Below are 16,420 nucleotides of genomic sequence, written 5' to 3'. Positions count from 1 at the left end.
CGGTACTGCCCTGTTCGGGCGGTACCGGTGGGATGAATCTTGACCTCGTCCGGCGAATCGGACAAGATCCCTCAGCAACAACACAGTGACAAACACGAAAAAACAAGATTACACACTGTGTTGTTGCTGAGGGAGGTGCTCATGAGCGCGAGGCGTCGATTACGTCCCGCGGGCTGGTTGGCCTCGGCGACGGCGATGGCCGTCATGGTCGTGCTGGCGCCCGCCACGGCGCAGGCACGGCAACCGGACGGCCCCACCGATCCCGCCACGGTCGAGTCCTACTTGGAGGACCCGAGCAGGGTCGGGGAGAACCAGCAACCACATCACGCTTACCTACGCCCCTACGACAACGCGGAACAGGCGTTGCGCGCCGCACGCCAGGACACCGCGGCGAAACAGGACCGCCCCACCCGTTGGACCAAGTCGTTGGACGGGCAGTGGCGGTTCCGCTACACCGATCACTACCGCGAACTCCCAGAAGGCTGGCAGCGCGGAAGCCGCACCAAGCGGTGGGACGACATCTCGGTGCCGGGAGTCTGGCAACAGCAGGGCCACGGTCACCCCATCTACCGCAACGTCTCCTCCGAGGTGTCGCCGTACGATCCGCCGAAGGTTCCCGACGACGTGAACCCGACCGGTGCCTACGTCCGGGAGTTCCACCTCCCGAAGGACTGGGACGGCAGGCGCCAGCTGCTTCGGTTCGAGGGCGCCACCAGCGGCAACTTCGTGTGGATCAACGGCAACTACGTCGGCTACGACCAGGGTGGCTACACCCCGGCGGAGTACGACATCAGCCAGTACCTGCACCCGGGTAAGAACACCATCGCCGTGCGGGTCCACCGCTGGAGCGCGGGCAGCTACCTGGAGAACATGGACTTCTGGCACTTCTCCGGGATCTTCCGCAGCGTCCGGCTCTACAGCGTGCCGCGCACCCACATGTCCGACGTCACCGTCCGTACCGAGCTGGACGACTCCTACACCGACGCGACACTCGGCATCGGGGTGGACCTGAGCTCGGTCCGGGGTGGCACCACCGGACGGCACCGCGTGCGGGCCGCGCTACACGGGCCCGAGGGCGATCGAGTGGCCGGGCTCGACGGGACCACGAAGGTCGACGGTGGCAGTGCCCGGATCGATCTCAGCCGTGAGATCGAGTCCCCCGAGTTGTGGAGCGACGAGAACCCCGCGCTCTACACCGTGGTGCTGCGGCTGCTCGGTCCGGACGGCGAGGTCAAGCAGACCACCCAGCAGCCGGTCGGTTTCCGCGAGGTCACCACGAAGGACCGGCAGATCCTGCTCAACGGCAAACCGGTGAACCTGCGTGGCGTCAACCGGCACGAGCACGATCCCGAGACCGGACGCACGGTCAGTCGCGCACGGCAGCGGGAGGACGTCGCCCTGATGCGGCGCAACAACATCAACGCGGTACGGACCTCGCACTACCCGAACGATCCGTACTGGTACCGGTTGGCCGACCGCAACGGTCTGCTGCTGGCCGACGAGGTCGACACCGAGACCCACTACCGGGAGAACTGCTCGGCCGAGCCCGAACGGGACTGCCTCGCCGATCGCCCGGAATGGCAGGCCGCCTTCGCGGATCGGTTCGACGCGATGATGCAACGCGACAAGAACCACCCGAGCGTGATCATCTGGGACACCGGGAACGAGGCGGGACTCGGCGAGGCCCACTACGACATGGCCGAGCACGCCCGCGCGGTCGATCCGACCAGGCTGCTCTACCACCAGGCCAACAACCACGGCGGTGACGCGCCCTTCGCCGACGTGGCCGGACCGCGTTATCCCTCGCCCGGTGCGCTGAAGGAGATCGCCCGCACCGGGACCAAACCGGTCGTGATGGGCGAGTGGTTGCACGCCATGGGCAACAGCCTCGGGCACTACGAGGACATGTGGCAGACCATCCGCGACGAGCCCGCACTGCAGGGCGGATTCGTGTGGGACTGGGTCGATCAGGGCCTGTCGCGACAACGCCGGATGCTGCCCGACTCCTCGGGCAACGACATCCCGGTACACGTCAACGGCAACCCCTCACTGGTGAAGGGCGTGGAGGGCAAGGCGCTGAAACTGTCCGGAATGGACGACTGGGCGCAGGCGTACCGCGACCCGAAGCTCGGCATAACGGGCGAGGAGGTCACGCTCGACGTCCGCGTCAAGCCGTTGTCCTGGGACGGTTCCAACACCTTCCTGGCCAAGGGCGACAAGCAGTGGGCACTGCAGATGTCGGATCGGAACCACGTCGAGTTCTTCGTCTACGGCGAGGGCGGCTGGCACACCGCCAGGGTGGAGATCCCCGACGACTGGTGGGGCGAGTGGCACCGCGTCACCGGCACCTACGACGGTTCGCAGGTGCGGCTCTTCCTCGACGGTGAGCAGGTGGCGGCCGAGTCCTACGACGGCGAGATCGCGCACAACACCATGTACACCGTCACCGTCGGCCGGAACCAGGAGAAGCACCGGGACAGCTTCGCCGGGCGGACCGCGCACGCCGTGGTCGACAACGCCCGCGTCTACGACAGTGCGCTGTCACCGGGCGACATCTCCTCCGGCGCCGATCCGGCGCAGCGGGCGGCTCTCGCGCTGAACTTCGACGAGCAGCGACGCGCGGGAGAGTACGACACCTACGGGTCCTCGCAGTTCGTGGTGAACGGTCTGGTCAACGCCGACCGCACTCCGCAGCCGGAGCTCAAGCAACTGGCCTACAGCCACGCGCCGATCCGGTTCGACACGCTCGACGGGGCCACCGATGCCGCCGACGGCCGGTTCGTGGTGCGCAACCTCAACCACACCCTGAGCACTGACGCCTACGATCTGCGGTGGAAGCTGATGTCCGACGGTCGCGAGGTGGCAGCCGGTCCGGTGAACGCGACCGTGGGGCCGGGCGAGAGCCGACAGGTCGACCTGGACCTGCCGAGCGCGGGTGAAACGGAGCGCTTCCTGGTGCTCACCGCCAAGTCGCGGGAAGCTTCCCGCGGCATCCCGGCGGGGCACACCATCGCCTCCGAACAGCTCGCGGCGGGCGGTGAACAGGCACCCGCCGCTCCCGGTAGTGCCGACCGGGAGCGGAACCGGAGCGCGGAGTCGCTCTCGGTGCGACGTGCCGCCGACGACGTCCGGGTGCGGGGTGACGATTTCCGGTACACCTTCGACCGCGACCAGGGGACGTTGAGTTCGCTGTCCACCGACGGAACCGAACGGCTGCTCGGCGGTCCCGAGCTCGACGTGTTCCGGCCGCCGACCGGTAACGAGTGGAGCAACTGGAGCGGGGTCAACCCCGAGGCGCAGTTCCGGGAGCTGGGACTGGACCGGCTGGAGACCGAGGTTCGCTCGGTTCGGCTGAGCCGCTCCGAGTCCGGGAAGGCGAAGGTGGTCGTGCGCACCCGTTCCTCGGCCCCCGACGTTTCCGGTAACGGTTTCGACAGCCGCTGGACGTATCGGATCGACTCCTCCGGAGGCATCGAGCTCCAGCACCGGGTCGAGGCCTACGGCGAACGGATGCGTTCGTTGCCGTGGCTGCCCAAGGTCGGGATGTCGCTGCGGGTGCCCGAGTCGTTCGGCGACATGACCTGGTACGGCCGCGGGCCCGGCGAGTCCTATCCCGATCGCAAGGATTCGCAGCACATCGGGCGCTGGTCCTCCACGGTCGACGAACAGTGGTTCGACTTCCTGCCGCCACAGGACAACGGCGTCAAGGTCGACACCGAGTGGGTGAAGCTCTCCGGCGAGCACACGGGGCTGTCGGTCTCCGGGGATTCCCTGGCGGTCTCCGCCGACCGGTACTCCAACGCCGAGCGCACTGATTTCTCCTACCAGCTGCGTGAGGATCCGTTCATCACGCTGCACGTCGCCGATGCCGTCACCGGCCTCGGTGACACGCCGAACCCGGTGCGGGACAAGTACCGGGTGCGTGCCGACCGCCCGCACACCTACTCGGTGGTGCTGCGTCCCACCGGAAGGTGAGGCGCGTGGGCGTTGATTTCCCGACGGGGCCGTCGAGCCGGAATCCCACCGGCCCGGCGGCCCCGCCGCACGTCGGGGGCGGTGCCCGCGATCCCCGACCCGTTGAGGGCGATGACCTGCGGTTGAAGTATTCTGAACCACTGTGCTCGTCATCGCGTTGGATACCTCGACTCCCGCGGTAACCGCGGGGCTGGTCGAGCTCGCGGACACTCGGCCGCACTCGCTGGCCGAGCGCGTAACGGTCAATCCTCGCGCCCACGGTGAACTACTCACGCCGCAGTTGCTCGATGTCCTCGCGGAAGGCGGTCATCAGCTGGGTGAGGTGGACGCGATCGTCGTCGGCGCCGGTCCGGGGCCGTTCACCGGACTGCGGGTCGGGATGGTCACGGCCGCGGCGCTCGGTCACGCCTCCGGGACCCGGGTGTATCCCGTAAGCAGTCTGGACGCCATAGCGGCGCGGACCGAGGGGAACTCGCCGTTGTTGGTGCTCACCGACGCCCGCCGCAGCGAAGTGTACTGGGCCGCCTACGGCTCCAGGAAACCGTACGGCGTGCGCGAGCGGCTGACCGAGCCCGCCGTGGACCGGCCCGAGGAACTTCCCGCGCGCCTGGAGGGGCTGCACGTCCGGGCCGCCGCGGGCGAGTCGGCCGCGCTGCACGCCCCCGACCTGGGGCTCGAGGTGGTCGAGCCCGCCTATCCGAGCCCCGAGGGCATCGTGGCGGTGGCCGGAGCGGAGGTGGTGGCCGGAGCGGACCCCCGGCCCCTGGTGCCGATGTACCTGCGCAGGCCGGACGCTGCCGCGCCGGGACCGCCGAAGTCCGTGACGGCCGAGCGGGGGAGGACGTGACCGAGAGCCAGTACCCCGGGAACGAGCGCCCCGGTGAGGCCGGTACGACGGCGGAGACGTCCGAACCGTTCGTCGCGAAGCTTCGCCGCCGCGATCTCCCGCGCTGCGCCGAACTGGAAGAACTGCTGTTCCCCGACGACGATCCGTGGTCGGAGCACGCTTTCGCCGCCGCGCTGGACGGTGGGGACTACTACGTGGGCGCCTACGACGCCGCGGACCGGTTGATCGGATACGCCGGACTGGCCCTCGTGGCTCGGCCGCCGCGTGCCGAGGCGGAGGTGCACACCATCGCCGTGGACCCGGATTACCAGCGGAAAGGAGTCGGCAGGACACTGTTGCGCAAGCTGCTGGTTCGCGCGGACGAGCAGCGGGCGCAGGTGTTCCTGGAAGTGCGGACCGACAACGATTCCGCGATCGCGCTTTACCGGGAGCACGGTTTCGAGGTGGTCGGCAAGCGCGAGCGCTACTACCGGCCGTCCGGCGCCGACGCCTACACCATGTGGCGCCGGGAGCGTACGGCCGAGCAGGAAGGTGGAGCGGTATGAGTACCGATGGTGGCCCCGGCCGGATCGTGCTCGGTATCGAGACCTCGTGTGACGAGACCGGTGTCGGGTTGGTCCGACTCGAACCGGACGGCTCGGTGCGATTGCTTGCCGACGCGGTGGCTTCCAGCGTGGAGCAGCACGCGCGGTTCGGCGGTGTGGTGCCCGAGATCGCGAGCAGGGCCCATCTGGAGGCGATGGAGCCCACGGCGCGGCGGGCGCTGGACGAAGCGGGTATCAAGTTGTCCGATGTGGACGCGATCGCGGTGACGGCGGGGCCGGGACTGGCCGGTGCGCTGATGGTCGGGGTGTCCGCGGCGAAGGCGTACGCGGCGGCGCTGGGGGTTCCGCTCTACGGCGTCAACCACCTGCTCGGCCACGTCGCGGTGGACACCCTGGAGCACGGGCCGCTGCCGTCCCGCTGCCTGGCCATGCTCGTCTCCGGCGGGCACACCCAGTTGTTGTCGGTGGCCGGGGTCGCCGACGAGGTGACCGAGATCGGCTCGACCATCGACGACGCTGCGGGAGAGGCGTACGACAAGGTGGCACGCATCCTGGACCTGCCGTATCCCGGCGGCCCGCCGATCGACCGGATGGCCCGGGAGGGCGACCCGAACGCGATCGCCTTCCCGCGCGGCCTGACCGGGCCGCGGGACGCGAAGTTCGACTTCTCGTTCTCCGGGCTGAAAACCGCTGTCGCGCGTTGGGTGGAGCAGGCGCGCGAAGCGGGCAAGCAGTTGCCGATCGCGGACATCGCCGCGTCGTTCCAGGAGGCGGTGGCCGACGTGCTCACCGAGAAAGCGGTGCGAGCCGCGGTGGAGCTGGGACTGGACACCATTGTGCTCTCCGGCGGGGTGGCGGCGAACTCACGACTCTCCGGGCTGGCACGGGAACGCTGCGCCGAGGCCGGGATCACGCTGCGGGTGCCGCGTCCCAGGTTGTGCACCGACAACGGCGCGATGATCGCCGCCGTGGGCGCGCACGTGCTGGCCAACCGCGTCGAACCCTCACCGCTGGGACTGTCGGCCAACCCCGGGATGTCGGTGGACACCGTGGTGCTGCGCTGACCTGGTTCCGCGCTGACCTGGTGTTGCGCCGAACTGGCACTGCGCCGAATCGTTGCCGCTTGGTTGGGACGCGGCTCCCGTCGTGGAGCACACGTCCCAACCGCGCTCACGGACCAGGAGTCCGCACCGGACCGCGAGCACGCGGTCGCGGAATCAATTCCGCTGGTGCAACTTCGGCTCCCCGTCGTCGACCACGAAGGTGGCCGCGGTCCGCGCGGGCGCCCCGGGTTCGGTGACGTAGTCCAGCGTGCGGTAGTCCACCCGCAGCTCGTCCGCGCTGAACCTGGTGCGGACGTAGCCACGCCGGTCCTTGTAGAACTTCACGTGCGGGTTGTCGTCGAGCACGCCCCGCTGGGCGTCCTCGCTGCCGTCACCGCCGCTGGTGACCGAGGTGGTGATGAACTCGGTGCCCGCGGGCGGCGAGTCCGGGTGGTCGTGCGAGTCACGGATCTCGGCGGCCCAGTGCCGGTGCACGTCACCGGTGAACACCACACCGTTGCGCACGTTGCTGTTGGCCATCCCGTGCGCGATCCGGTCCCGATTGGCGACGTAGCCGTCCCAGGCGTCCATGTTGTATCCCTCGCCGGGCCCGCTGTCGAGGTCCAACTTGGAGAAGAACACCTGTTGTCCCAGCACGTCCCAGCGCGCACGGGTGTTCCGGAAACCGTTCATGATCCAGCGTTCCTGCTGCTCGCCGGTGATGCTCCGGTTCGGGTCGAAGCGGTCTTCGCAACTGATGCCGTACCCGTCACCACAGGCCTGGTCGTCACGGTACTGCCTGGTGTCGAGCATGTGGAAGTTGGCGAGCCCGCCCCACCGGATGCGCCGGTAGAGCCGCATGTCGATCCCCCTCGGCCGGGAGCTCCGCCGCAGCGGCATGTTCTCGTAGTAGGCCCGGAACGCCGCCGCGCGCCGATCGAGGAAATCGGGGTCCGGTTGTTCCGGCACCTCGTCGGCCCAGTTGTTCTCGGTCTCGTGGTCGTCCCAGACCACCAGCCAGGGTGCCACCGAGTGGGCCAGTTGCAGATCCTCGTCGGTCTTGTACTGCGCGTGCCGCTGCCGGTAGTTGGCCAGCGTGCGGGTCTCCGGGCCGAGCACCTTCCGCACGTCGTGATCCGAAGCGGGGTACTCGTACTGGTAGTCGCCCAGGTGCAGGATCAATCCCGGCTCGTCCTCGGCCATCCTCCGGTAGGCGGTGAAGTAGCCGTCACCGAAGTGCGAACAGGACGCGAAGCACAGCGTCAGGTCGCCCATGTGCCCCGGTGGGGGTGCGGTGCGAGTACGCCCGGCCGGTGAGACGTCGTTGCCCACCCGGAAGCGGTAGAAGTACTCGGTACCGGGACGCAGCCCGTCGACCTCCACGTGGACGCTGTGCGCCTCCTCCGGCCTGGCCCATTCCCAGCCGCGGCGCACCGGTCGAGCGAACCGCTCGTCCTCGGAGATCTCCCACCGCACGGGGTAGGGACGGTTCGGCATCCCGCCCTTGCCGTCCGCCGCGGTCGGCTCCGGAGCCAGCCGGGTCCACAGCACGACACCGGTCGGCAGTGGATCCCCGGAAGCCACTCCGAGGCTGAAGGGGTCGCGCAGCCTGCCGACACCGGCACCGGGCAGACCCCGGACGTCGGCGTAGGCGGATCCCGCGATCGTGCTCGTCAGCGCGGCACCGCCGACCGCGGCTGCCCCTCCCAGCAGTACCGAACGGCGGCCCACCGAGTTGTCGGGGCCGGACGTAGTGGAGTCGGACATCCCGCTCCTCCAGACAGTTGTTCGAGGACTATCCGGGAACCACCATCGCCCGTGATCGTCGTCCGAGCCACCCGCGTTCGGTTGGAATCGGGTGAACTCTCGGTCACGAGATACCTACACTCCGGTTTTCGCGCTTCAGCCGGGTTTCCGTCGGATGGGGGCGCTGTGACCGCTCGGGGTGGAACGGGGAATCCGGTCGGCCGGGCGTGGAGCTCGCCGTCGGGGGCCGGGGGCGTCGGGCGCGGAGTTTTCGCTCCGGAACTCCGCTGTGGAGCGTGGAAGCTGTGGAGCGTGGAAATCTTTCGAGAAAGCTTTTTCGGGGAACTGTCGTCCGTGCTCTTCGGTGGGAATCGTCGAAGTGTCGCCCGGTCGCGGAGCGGCCGGGGAGATCGCTTCAGTTACGTCGGTTCGTGGGGCGTCGGGGTGGGGCGAGTGGTCCGGGGGGCCGGGACGGGCGGGGACGACGTTTCCAGGGTTGGTTCGTCGGCCTGCTCGGTGCTGGCATACCCGGCAACCTAGAGCACACAGTCGATCACGGTGTACGCACCCACCCCTTCGATGGCATCTCTCTCATGTCGATCTGGTTGACCGGGATCCACTTCGTACCTCGCAACCGCCGGGCGGGTGACCGGATGCCTACTATGTGTACAGTCGATCGAGCGACGCTCCGTGCGGCGCCACCCCGACAGCGGATTTCGCTCAACTCGGTGTGATCTCGCGCGGTCCTGCCACACCGTCGGTTATCTCGAAGGACGCCTTGGTCGAGGCATCGGCGCCGCGCCGCGAGACGTAGGGCAGCACCCGGAAGTCCGCCCGCAGCCGTTCGGCGTCGATCCTGGTACGCAGGTAGCCGCGCATCCCGCTGTGGAACCGGATGTGCGGGTTGTCCGGATCATCGGTGAACTCGTCGTCCTCGGCGTCGCCGCCCGAGGCGACCGAGGTGGTGACCAGTTCCGAACCGACCACCGGCGAATCGGGATCCGAGTAGTCGCGTTTCAGGTCGGCCGCGTAGTGCTCGTGGATGTCGCCGGTCAGCACCACCGGATTGCGTACGCCTGCCGCCAGCCAGCCCTCGGTGATCCGGCGGCGTGAGGCGGTGTAGCCGTCCCAGCTGTCCATGTTGGTCATGGTCAGCGGGCCGTCCAGCGTGTCGTGGTGGGCGAACATCACCTGCTGTCCCAGCAGGTCCCACCTGGCTCGGGAGTGGCGCAGTCCGTCGAGCAGCCACCTCTCCTGCCGCTCACCGGTGATGCTGCGTTCCGGGTCGGACTCGGTGCCGCAGGGTCCGACCAGTCCGCCGCACGCCTGGTCGTCGCGGTACTGCCTGGTGTCGAGCATGTGGAAGTTGGCCAGGCCGCCCCACCGGATGCGCCGGTAGAGTCGCATGTCCGTGCCCTGGGGGCGGTTGCTCGCGCGCAGCGGCATGTTCTCGTAGTAGGCCCGGAAGGACTCGGCCCGACGTCGCTCGAAATCCGGTTGGGGCAGTTCCGGGTCGTCGCCCGCCCAGTTGTTGTCCAGTTCGTGGTCGTCCCAGACCACCACCCACGGCGCCGTCCGGTGCGCCAGTCGCAGGTCCGGATCGGTCTTGTACTCCGCGTAGCGCCTGCGGTACTCGGCCAGGTTGTCGGCCTGGAATCCGGTGACCGAGCGGGCTATTCCGGAAAGCAGCGGATACTGCAGGTGTCCCAGTTCGTAGATGTAGTCGCCCAGGTGCAGCACCAGGTCCGGTTCGTCCTCGGCGATCCTGCGGTAGGCGGTGAAGTAGCCGTGTTCCCAAGCGGCGCAGGAGGCGGTGCACACGGTCAGCGGTCGGCTCAGCGAGCCGGCGGCCGGTGTGGTGCGGGTGCGGCCGGTGGGAGTCAGGTGCCCGCCGGTGCGGAACCGGTAGAAGTACTCCCGCCCCGGGCGCAGTCCGTCGAGTTCAACGTGGACCGAGTGCCCCCACTCCGGCATGGCACGCGCGGTACCGCGTCGCACGATGCGGTGAAATCGTTCGTCCTCGGCGAGCTCCCAGTCCACATCGATCGTCCGGTCGGGCATCCCGCCGCGTCCGTCGTCGGCGAGGGGGTCGTAGGCGAGTCGGGTCCACAGTACGAAGCCCTGCGGGTCGGGGTCCCCGGAGGCGATGCCGAGGGTGAAGGGGTCGCCGCGGTTCCGGGCGGCGCTCGTGCGGGCCGTTGCCGCGCCGCTTCCCAGCCCCAGCGTCGTGGCCGCGGTGGCCGACGCGAGCAGCAGTTTCCGCCGATTCCAGTTCGGGGGTCCGGCCGGTGAGTTCATGTGGTCCTCTCGTCGAACGGATTCGTGCCGGGAGAGCGTGCCGCACAAAAATGAGCTTTATTCGTATATTTCGACAGCAAAGCCTGAACGGCGCGTGAGTCGATGTCGACCGGTATCCGGGTGAGATGCTCGTTCGGGGGGCGTCGAGCGGGGGTGCGGGGTTTTCGGCAGGGCCGTGTTGAAGGTTGGCACTCGTCCCGGTAGAGTGCTAGACGAACGGCGCCGGAGCGCCCCGGCACCCGCGACGGCGGGGAGTCACGGAGCCGTCAGGAATCCAGCCAACGCTTCGAAGACCCCAGAAGGCGGAGGTCACACCGTGGCGAGCATCAAGCCGCTTGAGGACAAGCTTGTTGTCCAGGCAAGTGAGGCCGAGACGACGACGGCGTCCGGCATCGTGATCCCGGACACGGCCAAGGAAAAGCCGCAGGAGGGCAAGGTCCTCGCTGTCGGTCCCGGTCGTGTGGACGACAAGGGCAACCGCATCCCGCTCGACGTCAACGAAGGCGACGTCGTCATCTACTCCAAGTACGGCGGAACCGAGGTCAAGTACAACGGCGAGGAGTACCTGGTGCTCTCCGCCCGCGACGTGCTGGCCGTCGTCAACTGACGACTGGCTCGTCCCGCTGGCGAGTGAATCTCGTCAACCGACTGGGGACAAGAACGTCCCCGTGGGCGATAAACCGCCCCGGCGGTCCCCTACGCGGGCTTCCGGGGCGGTTCGCCTGCGAGCGCTGTCTCGCCGGACGCAGGCAGGCGGCCGCGGGAACGGCCGCGCGCTCGTACACGACTGCGCGCCCGTTCGGCGAACAAAGACATCCCGGCACGCACGCTGAAGGGCTGTTGAAACATGGCTAAGCAAATCAGCTTCGAGGAGGAGGCGCGCCGCTCGCTTGAACGCGGCGTGAACCAACTCGCCGACTCCGTGAAGGTCACCCTCGGGCCGCGCGGTCGGCACGTCGTACTGGACAAGCAGTTCGGCGGGCCGCAGATCACCAACGACGGTGTGACGATCGCCCGTGAGATCGATCTGGAGGACCCGTACGAGAACCTGGGTGCCCAGCTCGTCAAGAGCGTCGCCACCAAGACCAACGACGTCGCCGGCGACGGCACCACCACCGCGACCGTGCTGGCGCAGGCGCTGGTCAGCGGCGGTCTGCGCAACCTCGCCGCGGGTGCCAACCCCTCCTCGCTGGGCAACGGCATCCAGCAGGCGGCCGAAGCGGTGATCGAGTCCCTCAAGGAGCAGTCCACTCCGGTCAAGGGGCGCGACAACATCGCCCAGATCGCGACCGTCTCCTCGCGCGACGAGAACATCGGTTCGCTGGTCGGCGAGGCGATGGAGCGGGTCGGCGACGACGGTGTGATCACCGTCGAGGAGTCCTCGACACTGGCCACCGAGCTGGAGGTCACCGAGGGTGTCCAGTTCGACAAGGGCTACGTCTCGCCGTACTTCGTCACCGACTCCGAGCGGCAGGAAGCCGTGCTGGAGGACGCCCAGGTCCTGCTGCACCAGGACAAGATCTCCAACATGCAGGAGCTGCTGCCCCTGCTGGAGCGGGTGGCCAACGACGGCAAACCGCTGCTGATCGTCGCCGAGGACGTCGAGGGCGAGGCGCTGTCCACGCTGGTGGTCAACGCCGTGCGCAAGACGTTCAAGGTCGTCGCGGTCAAGGCCCCCTACTTCGGTGACCGCCGCAAGGCGTTCCTGCAGGACCTGGCCGCCGTGACCGGTGCGCAGCTGATCTCGCCGGACGTCGGACTCAAGCTCTCCGAGGTCGGCCCCGAGGTGCTGGGCTCCGTGCGCCGCGTGACCGTCACCAAGGACAACACCACGGTTGTCGACGGTGGCGGCAGCAAGGACGACGTGCAGGCCCGGGTCAAGCAGATCCGCAACGAGATCGAGGCCAGCGACTCGGACTGGGACCGCGAGAAGCTGCAGGAGCGGCTGGCCAAGCTCGCGGGCGGTGTGGCCGTCCTCAAGGTCGGTGCGGCCACCGAGACCGAGATGAAGGAACGCAAGTCCCGTATCGAGGACGCCGTGGCCGCGGCCAAGGCCGCCGCCGAGGAAGGCAGCATCCCGGGCGGTGGGTCCAGCCTGGTGCACGCCACCAAGTCGCTGGGGAACAACCTCGGCCTGTCGGGTGACGAGGCCACCGGTGTCCAGCTGGTGCGCAGTGCCCTCGAGGCCCCGCTGTTCTGGATCGCCAACAACGCGGGCGAGGAAGGCGCGGTCGTGGTCTCCAAGGTTCGCGAGATGAAGTGGGGCGAGGGCTTCAACGCCGCCGACCTCACCTTCGGCGACCTCACCGGCCCCGGCGTGGTCGACCCGCTGAAGGTGACCCGCTCCGCGGTCTTCAACGCGGCGTCCATCGCGCGCATGGTCCTCACGACCGAGAGCGCCGTGGTCGACAAGCCCGAGGAGGAGGAAGACTCCTCCGGCGGGCACAGCCACTGACGCTCACCGGCACGGCCTCACCGGTGGGTGAGGCCACCGCCGTTGGAATCGGGGCGGCACCGGACGGTGCCGCCCCGATTTCGTGTCGCGGCCCCGCGAGCCGTCGCCGTGCTCCCCCCGTTGACTCCGACACGTCGGCGGTCTCCCCACTCACCGCGACACGGGCTCGACGGCCTCGGACGAGCCGATGCCGCTGTGCTCCGGTTCCGGTCCCGTGCGAACCGGAGCCCCGCTCCGTACCCGGTTCGTCGGCCGAGTACCACATCGGTGTGCGGTCGCCGTGCGATACGACCGGTCCACCTCGCCGTTCGGGGCAGCCCGGCAGCTCGGGGTCGCCCAACACCTCGGGGTTGTCCAACGCCTCGGGGCTGCCGATCCACGTGGTGCCCGGATACCCGTCCGCACGAGCGAGTTCTGTCGTGGTTTCCGAGGTCGGTCACTCCTGGCCCTCGGAGCCGGGTGCCCGGCCGGTCTCGTGATGTCCTTCCCCGCTCCTCCCGGGACCTGTCGGTTCGTTCGAATCGTTTCCCGGTGTACCGCTTTCCGGGCGCTCCCCCTGCCGGTGCGTCACACCGCCAGCGGTTCGTCCGTCTTTCGACTGTTCTTGATCATTACCTCACGCTCCGACTCCGAGAGCCCGCCCCAGATGCCGTAGGGCTCCTGCACGGTCAGTGCGTGTTTCCGGCACTGCTCCAGAACCGGACAGCGATGGCACACTTCCTTGGCCTTGGCCTCCCGCCTGGCTCTGGCCGGGCCACGTTCTCCGTCCGGGTGAAAGAAGTACGCGCTGTCCATCCCCCGGCACAGGCCCTGTATCTGCCAATCCCAGATATCGGCGTTCGGCCCGGGAAGACGTCGTGTGTCCGCCATTGCGACGACCACCTCCAATTCGGTGGGTCCCCTCCCTGCCACGGTGTGTTACCGCAGCCTCGCACGGATCACAGTAAAACCGAGTCAAAGCTTGTTCAACCCTTTTGGCTGGTAAAGGTGGTTCACGTTGGAGTGACATTGCGATGACCATGCCGGGTTGCCTCGACACGTGCGCTACCACGAACATGTCCGATGATGATGTGGTCGAGGTGACGAGGTGGTCGGCTGTGAACGCCGAATCGGCCGGATGTGGAGCTCTGTCCGCCACCACGAACGGCTCAGCGGGTGACGAGTGCGAGTCCGACGAGGGGGAGACGCCCGATGTTCCCGTCACCCCGAAGCTGTCGGTCGCGGCCGTCGCGCGCAGGCTGGGAATCGCTCCCGCTACGTTGCGTACCTGGGACCGTCGGTACGGGCTCGGACCCACCGAGCACTCCTCCGGACGGCACCGCCGTTACGGGCCGGAGGACATCGCTCGGCTGGAGTTGATGCAGCACGCCCTGCTCCGGGGGGCTTCCCCCGCGGAGGCGGCCCGCTACGCGCACGCGTCCGCCGTCCGGCACGGTGGTGCCACGGCGGCGATGGGCGCCGGCGGTGAGGCCCGGTCCCCGGTGGCCGATTCCTCCCGTGACGACTCGAGGCCGGAGTCCGAGTCACGTGCCGTGGCCGAGGTGAACGAGGACGGCTCTGTGCTGCTGAGCGGTGTGCTCGGCGACGACGGGACCTCGAACGCCGAGCGGATCGACACGGCCAACACCGGTGGGCGGGGGCTGCGGCTCGGCGGGGCGAGCCCGAACGCCCGTGGGCTCGGTCGGGCCGTGCTGGCGCTGGACGCGTTCGCCGCGCAGCGCATCCTGCGCCGCAGCGCGGAGCGGGACGGGGTCCGAGCGACGCTGTGCGAGGTGCTGTGGCCGGTGCTGAGTGCTCTCTCCGAACTGCGTGAGCGCACCGGCAGTGGTTCGGAGATGCCGAAGCTGCTGGAGGACTCGGCGGTAACCGCGTTGCGGTCGGTGATCGCCGATGCCCCCGAGCCGCACACTCCGCGTCCGGTGTTGCTCGCGCCGGCGGTCGGTGAGCAGCAGTCCGTGGAACTGTTGGCGCTCGCGGCCGCGTTGGCCAGTGCGGGCATCGGACACCGGCTGTTCGCCGCCGCGCTGCCCAGGGAGGGGCTGGAGTCCGCTATTCGGCGGACGGCGCCCGCCGCGGTGCTCGTCTGGTCCGAGTACTCGGCTTTCGCCGATCCCCGGCTGGTCACGGGGTTGCCCAAACCGCGCCAGCGGGTTCGCGTCTTCGTGGCGGGTGGCGGTTGGTCGCCCGAGGCGTTGCCCGAACAGGTGGAGCACCTGGGTTCCTGGGAAGGGGCGTTGCGACGGCTCGACGAACTGGTGCGGGATTTCGGGGAGAGTCAATAGTGATATAGATCACGTAATGATCCTCGTGTCGCGACCAGGTGGACCCGACCGTCCAAATGGGACTTTCTGTTGAGTACGTTCGAGTGAATATCGCAGGTAGTGGGCGCGTCGCGGAATATACCCCGGAATGGGTGAAACTCTTACGGTTTGAATGCTCCGTTCCGGTGAGACGTGCCCGGCGTGTTTATCACTCGAAAGTGGTTGATCGGCGCGACGCGCGGGTCAAGCTCTGTCCGAATGTTTCCGATGAAGGAGGTGGAACGTTCACTCGCCTGTAGGAAGGGAGTTCCCGTGACGACGGTCTTGATTTGTGATGACCGGCGGAGCGTCCGGGAGGGGCTCACCCGTGTGATGTCGGCTGTACCGGGTGTGAGCCGAATCGACTGTGTAGCACACGGTGACGAGCTGCTCTCCCGATTCGCCCGACAGGCGGTCGACGTTGTTCTGGTGGGTACCCAGCGTGCGGTGCCCAACGGTGTTGAGGCCACTCGCAGGTTGGTCTCCGCGCATCCGCAGGCCAACGTGATCGTCTTCGGCGCACCGGACGACGCCGGAAGTATCGCGGCCGCCATCGCGGGTGGCGCGCGTGGTTACCTCCGTTGGGATGCCTCCAGGCCGGAACTCGTGGCCGCGTTGGCGCACACCCTGGCGAGTACTTCGGTTCCCGCCCCTCGGCAACCGTCCGATCCGGGTGTGCAGCTCACCGATCGCGAACTGCAAGTGCTGCGTGGCATGGCGCAGGGCAAGAGCAACGGTCAGATCGGCCGTGAACTCTACCTCTCCGAGGACACGGTCAAGACCCACGCGCGGCGCCTGTTCCGCAAGCTCGGAGTCCGGGACAGGGCGCAGGCGGTCGCCCACGGTTTTCGACGCGGCCTCGTCGCTTGAAACGGCGTCCGATCGGTACTTCCGAGCGTTCGACCGCCTCCCGGTGATTCCGGTGTTCCGTCGGTGAACCGTGCTCGTTACAGGTCCGTTCGGCTCCGTTCGGCGCGGTTCTCGTCCACCCGTCCCGGCGGGTGCCCGAACTCGCCGAGCCGGCCCCCGAGACGGTCGTGCGGTCACGTCGGAGGGGTTCGTTCGGGTGCGGCGGAGTCCGGCCGGGTTGCCGGTCGTGGTCGACTGAGGCGGTGATGCGAACCGCCTCGGCCGCCGTGGTCGGCGAGCGATGTCTCGTCGCCCGTTCCCGGGCACTCCTACGCCGGTGCGCGGCATCCGGAGTCCACCGT

Annotated in this window: 11 protein-coding genes; 8 read left to right on the top strand and 3 right to left on the bottom strand. The window is 68.4% G+C overall.

The features are described from left to right. The first annotated feature begins 141 nt into the window (after positions 1–141). From J2S53_RS12410 to tsaD, 4 genes are all read left to right on the top strand, one after another. The gene (locus J2S53_RS12410; RefSeq protein ID WP_456241099.1) at positions 142–3,975 is read left to right on the top strand and encodes a glycoside hydrolase family 2 TIM barrel-domain containing protein; all 3,834 of its coding nucleotides are present in this window, start codon (positions 142–144) and stop codon (positions 3,973–3,975) included. Positions 3,976–4,117: 142 nt separating this feature from the next. Further along, positions 4,118–4,822: a tRNA (adenosine(37)-N6)-threonylcarbamoyltransferase complex dimerization subunit type 1 TsaB gene (tsaB, locus tag J2S53_RS12405; RefSeq protein ID WP_456241098.1), complete on the top strand. Its 705-nt coding sequence runs from the start codon at positions 4,118–4,120 to the stop codon at positions 4,820–4,822. Further along, positions 4,819–5,367 (top strand): ribosomal protein S18-alanine N-acetyltransferase, encoded by a 549-nt coding sequence (gene rimI / locus J2S53_RS12400; RefSeq protein ID WP_456241097.1) that lies wholly within the window; start codon positions 4,819–4,821, stop codon positions 5,365–5,367. The genes tsaB and rimI overlap by 4 nt, the downstream gene beginning before the upstream one ends. Continuing rightward, a complete protein-coding gene (gene tsaD / locus J2S53_RS12395) occupies positions 5,364–6,431 on the top strand; it encodes a tRNA (adenosine(37)-N6)-threonylcarbamoyltransferase complex transferase subunit TsaD (RefSeq protein WP_456241096.1) in 1,068 nt (355 codons plus the stop codon). Before rimI ends, tsaD begins: the two co-directional genes overlap by 4 nt. A gap of 153 nt (positions 6,432–6,584) precedes the next feature. On the opposite strand, the gene J2S53_RS12390 is transcribed toward tsaD, so the two are convergent. Then, positions 6,585–8,177, bottom strand: coding sequence for an alkaline phosphatase D family protein (locus J2S53_RS12390; RefSeq protein ID WP_456241095.1), 1,593 nt, complete (start codon positions 8,175–8,177; stop codon positions 6,585–6,587). 699 nt (positions 8,178–8,876) lie between these two features. Further along, complete coding sequence (locus tag J2S53_RS12385; RefSeq protein WP_456241094.1) at positions 8,877–10,454, bottom strand: alkaline phosphatase D family protein; 1,578 nt, start codon at positions 10,452–10,454, stop codon at positions 8,877–8,879. A 316-nt stretch (positions 10,455–10,770) separates the two neighbouring features. Between J2S53_RS12385 and groES the strand changes: the two genes are divergently transcribed. Both groES and groL read left to right on the top strand, forming a co-directional pair. Further along, positions 10,771–11,061 (top strand): co-chaperone GroES, encoded by a 291-nt coding sequence (groES, locus tag J2S53_RS12380; RefSeq protein ID WP_092625188.1) that lies wholly within the window; start codon positions 10,771–10,773, stop codon positions 11,059–11,061. Positions 11,062–11,301: 240 nt separating this feature from the next. Beyond that, positions 11,302–12,909: a chaperonin GroEL gene (groL, locus tag J2S53_RS12375; RefSeq protein ID WP_092979468.1), complete on the top strand. Its 1,608-nt coding sequence runs from the start codon at positions 11,302–11,304 to the stop codon at positions 12,907–12,909. A 567-nt stretch (positions 12,910–13,476) separates the two neighbouring features. Here groL and J2S53_RS12370 read toward each other — a convergent pair. Further along, entirely contained in the window at positions 13,477–13,779 is a 303-nt protein-coding gene (locus tag J2S53_RS12370; RefSeq protein WP_092625944.1) for a WhiB family transcriptional regulator, read from the bottom strand. Between the two features lie 341 nt (positions 13,780–14,120). Between J2S53_RS12370 and J2S53_RS12365 the strand changes: the two genes are divergently transcribed. Further along, positions 14,121–15,191, top strand: a complete 1,071-nt coding sequence (locus tag J2S53_RS12365) for a MerR family transcriptional regulator (protein ID WP_456242782.1) — start codon at positions 14,121–14,123, stop codon at positions 15,189–15,191. 291 nt (positions 15,192–15,482) lie between these two features. Then, the gene (locus J2S53_RS12360) at positions 15,483–16,079 is read left to right on the top strand and encodes a response regulator transcription factor (protein ID WP_026152733.1); all 597 of its coding nucleotides are present in this window, start codon (positions 15,483–15,485) and stop codon (positions 16,077–16,079) included. The last annotated feature ends 341 nt before the right edge of the window (positions 16,080–16,420 follow it).

Origin of the sequence: Actinopolyspora lacussalsi, from assembly GCA_030803735.1 — a bacterium.
GTDB lineage: Bacteria > Actinomycetota > Actinomycetes > Mycobacteriales > Pseudonocardiaceae > Actinopolyspora > Actinopolyspora lacussalsi.
The sequence above is the reverse complement of the archived record's forward strand: the minus strand, read 5'-3'. Positions and strand labels throughout refer to the sequence as shown.